A 1,451-nucleotide genomic window follows, 5' to 3' on the forward strand; every position below is an offset into this window, starting at 1 on the left:
AAGGCTTTTAAAATAGTTTGCGGGTTATAATGCCATTGTCGTCCATCACGTGCCTTCACATGGGGCGCTTTGGGCAACAACTCTACCCACTCAGGCGCTTGGCTAACGGTGGCGTCTTGGCAAAGATCTATTAACGCAGCATGAAATGTTTCTGCATCCCCATCTTTTTGATCTTCGTGAAATTCTTGCTCCATACACATTGCCTATTGCTTTACAATTGTCACTGGCAATACAATGCATGAAACTTACTCCCACCATAAGTCTGACACTGTCAGTCAAAAGAGCATTTCTCAAAAAAGCACTCTTTTCCCTATTCTTCTCCTTGTGAGAAAAACCCCCGTGCCAAACCATCCTATAAAATCGTTTTCAAAGGCACTTCAAAGGCGATAGAGCGCCGTTGTGAAGTTAGAGGTACAATTTATCGCCTTATACAAAAAAAGCCTCTCTCAAGCCGTTTTTTTTAAAAATTGCTTTTTGGCTTAAAAACATTATATCATTGGAGGTAAGGCGTGAGCCAGTTTTGCCAGGACGGTTTTACCGGATCTGCGAGGAGTTGACCGCCCTCCACGCCTTCTCATTTTCTCACGCATCGACTCTCTTCACAAAAGCCAACATGGTTTTTCTCAAGTCGTTTTTTTAAAGATTGCTTTTAAACTTTTAAACTGTTACTTCTATCCACGAGGCGTGAGCCAGTTATACCAGGACGGTTTTACCGGATCTGCGAGGAGTTGACCGCCCTCCACGCCTTCTCTTTTTCCTCGCCTCTTTTCCGTTAAGAACACAAGACTTTCTTCCTGTTGTTCTCTTTACAACAACCTCTCGCCCTTTTTTTCAGCCGCATCCAATAAGCGTCCAATTTCTCTAGAGCTTTTTTTATGCATGGAGGTCAACCACCATTCTTGTTTGCTTGCTACAAATTTGACCGCTAAGCGCCACCATACCCCATCATTTTCACCCAAAAACACAACGCTCGGTACACCTTTTCGCCTGATAATTCCATGGGGGCGAATGAGTGTTTGAATGGCGCCACGAAAATCATCCAAGTGAAGATCACGCGCTTGATGCTCTAACAAAATATGTTTCACACTGTCTGCGGATAAGCGAATAAGAGAATTTTCCGCTGCAAAAACATCACCCACCTTTTGTGGTATCGGTGCAATGGGTATAAACCCGCGAGGCATCCGTCCTTCAAACATGGCTTCCAAAAGTGGTGAACCCACAATATCTTCAATGGCAATGCGTTTGTCATTGTCCCCCATCACAGAGACTTTATCACTCAAAAAACGGCTTAAATTTTGCGCCCGATGTTTCCCAGGATTAGAATGCCAACCAGGATCAATCCCCTTTGGTATCTTCTCAATTTTCCCCGTTCGCTTATTGTGCCAAACCTGCTTTTCAACATGAAGTGGCTCTGCCCCCTCTTCATAGCCTAAATCTTCTGCTTCATAACG

General features: G+C 44.1%; 2 pseudogenes. Both read right to left on the reverse strand.

What is annotated here, in order from left to right:
• Window positions 1-194: pseudogene (locus tag ACFINZ_RS09605) on the reverse strand (hypothetical protein); the annotation flags it as partial.
• 612 nt (window positions 195-806) lie between these two features.
• Window positions 807-1,451 (reverse strand): annotated as a pseudogene (locus ACFINZ_RS09610) (hypothetical protein); the annotation flags it as partial.

The sequence above is a fragment of the Bartonella sp. AA81SXKL genome (assembly GCF_042196945.1).
Lineage (GTDB): Bacteria > Pseudomonadota > Alphaproteobacteria > Rhizobiales > Rhizobiaceae > Bartonella.